Source organism: Deltaproteobacteria bacterium (assembly GCA_009929795.1).
In the GTDB taxonomy this organism is placed as follows: Bacteria; Desulfobacterota; Desulfovibrionia; order Desulfovibrionales; family Desulfomicrobiaceae; genus RZZR01.
Map to the genome: position 1 here is coordinate 1 of RZZR01000268.1, position 2,374 is coordinate 2,374.

General features: G+C 63.6%; 2 protein-coding genes. Both read right to left on the reverse strand.

The genetic code is table 11. The features are described 5' to 3' along the window. Positions 1 to 863: ABC transporter ATP-binding protein (locus EOM25_14045; protein ID NCC26296.1), on the reverse strand; the 863-nt coding region annotated here is incomplete at its 3' end. Between the two features lie 114 nt (positions 864 to 977). Beyond that, a complete protein-coding gene (locus EOM25_14050; protein ID NCC26297.1) occupies positions 978 to 2,309 on the reverse strand; it encodes an AraC family transcriptional regulator in 1,332 nt (443 codons plus the stop codon). Positions 2,310 to 2,374 lie beyond the last annotated feature (65 nt).

Genomic DNA, 2,374 nt, shown 5'->3' on the forward strand with positions numbered 1-2,374 from the left:
GTGAAGAGGAGCACGCCGCCCAGGGCCAGGGCCAGCAGGGTCGGCAGGGGGCCAAGAATAAGGATGCTGATCTTGGCGCTGACGGCCGAGACTTCCAGCCATTTGGCCAGGACGTCGCGGAATCCGTCCAGGGCCGATTGATAGCGGCCAAAGGAGGACGCGCCGTCGTCAAAGGTCCGGACCACGGGCATGGCCTGCACGAATTCGACCACGGCCCCGGCGATGCGCTCGCGTTCCTCGTCGTATCGGCGCTGAAGTTCTCCGCTGCCGCGCATGGCCAGCATCACGCATCCCGTCCCAACCACCAGTAGTCCCAGGGCCAGCAGGGCCAGACGCCAGTCGATGATCAGCATCAGGATTAGGGTGGCCAGAGGTGTGGCCACGCTGCGTCCGATCATGGGCGTGGTATCGGCCACAAAGGCGTGCAGGCTCTTGACGTCGTCCTGCATGACCTTGGTCACTGTTCCGGTCCCGGTTTGGAGCAGATAGCCCAGGGGCACTCGGGCCATGCGATCGGCCAGTTTGGTGCGCAGGATGGTCTCCAGCCGGAACGCGGCCAGATGGGACACTGTGAATCCTTGCGTGCGCAGGTAGAAGCTGATCACGGTGAGCAGGATGGCCACGGCGGCCCAGGGCCATGGATTGGGATCGGGGCCGAGGAGCTGGGCGATGATCACGGCCAGCACGGCCACGGCGGCCAGGGCGGCCACCGCGCCGAGGGCGGCCAGACCCATGGCCAGATGGATGCGGTTGCGCACCGGGCGCATAAGGGCCCAGATGCCTCGCCCAGGCAGGGCCTCGGCTGTTTCGGTTTCAAATGCTCCGACCCGGCCAAGGCTTGGGTCGCAGGTGGATGTGTTCATGAATGACCTCCGGAAGTTGGGCTCCGGGAGATCATGATGAATCAGGACGGCATCTTCCACCCCGGGAGGGAGAAAGACTGCCGCGATCGGGAAAGAAGGGGCCCGGGACGAACTTCAGGCCCGAGCCAGATACGAGGACGGCAGGCGACCGTGATGGCGCTTGAAGGCCGCGCTGAAGTGGCTGGGGTTTGAGTAGCCCACGGCCATGGCGGTCTGGAGGATGGAGGAACGACCCGACTCGATCAGTTCAATGGCGTGTTCCATACGCAGGGCCCTCACGAATTCGCCGATGGACTGGCCGGTGCGACGGCGGAATCCGGCCTTGAGGTAGCATTCGTTCAATCCGACGCGGCGGGCCAGGGCCGCGATGGTCGGAGGATCGGTCCATTCAGCCCGCAGGATGTCGATGGCGTTGTCGATGGCCGGAGTTGATCGGGATCCTTCCTGGATACGGGCCGGGTATTCCAAGCCCAGAATCTGGGTCAGGAGGTTCAGGGCCAGGGATTCGAAATGCAGACGGCCGCAGACGGTATCCCGCTTGGTGGCCAGGAGACGGGCGGCGGTGCTGACAAGGGGCGCCGTCTGGCGCGGGCAGCGCGACAGGGGGCGGACGCCCTGAAAAGGCGAGGCATTGGGGAGGTTTTTATTGCGCAGGATTATTTCCAGGCTTTGGCTCATGCCGCAGTGTGGATCGCCCAGCCAAGCCTCGATCATGGACCGGGGCAGGGTGATGGACATTCCCCGGATGACCCGGTGCGAGGGCTGGCTGTAGCGCATACATGTCGAGAAATCACGGCACAGCCACAATTCTCCGCCGCGGACGACCTCGCGACCGCCGTTTTCGGGGATAACGACCTCGAATTCGCCGGACATGAGGAGGTTGAAGCAGACCATCCCCCCAACGGGAAAATGGTCGCCTTCGACGGGGCGAAACAGTTCGTAGTCGCACATGCCCACGTTTAGGCCCCGGTCGATATGGACCAGTTCGGTCCAGCCGTTGCCGGACCTGGCGGCCAATTCCAAACGCATTTGGCCGGGACCACTGCCCGAGGAGTGGGGCGACTCGACGAAAAGTCCCTGGGAAAGATAGTAGCGGCGATAGATTTCGGCCAGGGGAAAGGGGGCGTCGGGCATCGTTCTTGGACATGGATCAAGAGCGTACATGATCGAACCTGTTGGGGTTGTGGCAGGTCGGCCCGAAACGGGATTCGCCGGGGGCTCATCGTCCGGGTCGGCCATGCACGGTGCATTGCGACGATGGTCTGGTCTCGGGACTCGGATCTTTTCGTGGTCCTGGGCCATGAAATCCGTTCGGGGCATCACGGCCGAGGATCCCTGTGGAAATGCCGGGCCGGCATCGGCCCGGCTTCCGGGTTTCGGTATCGGGGCGGCAAGACTCTTAGAATGAGTAAACCAATCCCAAGGACAGACGATAGGCGGCATCATCCTTGCGGTCGTCGTCGAACTTGGGCTTCAGGTAGCCGAGTTCAGCCACGGCGGTCAGTTCCTCG

Excerpts from the sequence above, each read along its gene's own strand:
- EOM25_14050 (NCC26297.1), bottom strand. The coding sequence starts at position 2,309 with ATGATGCCGCCTATCGTCTGTCCTTGGGATTGGTTTACTCATTCTAAG.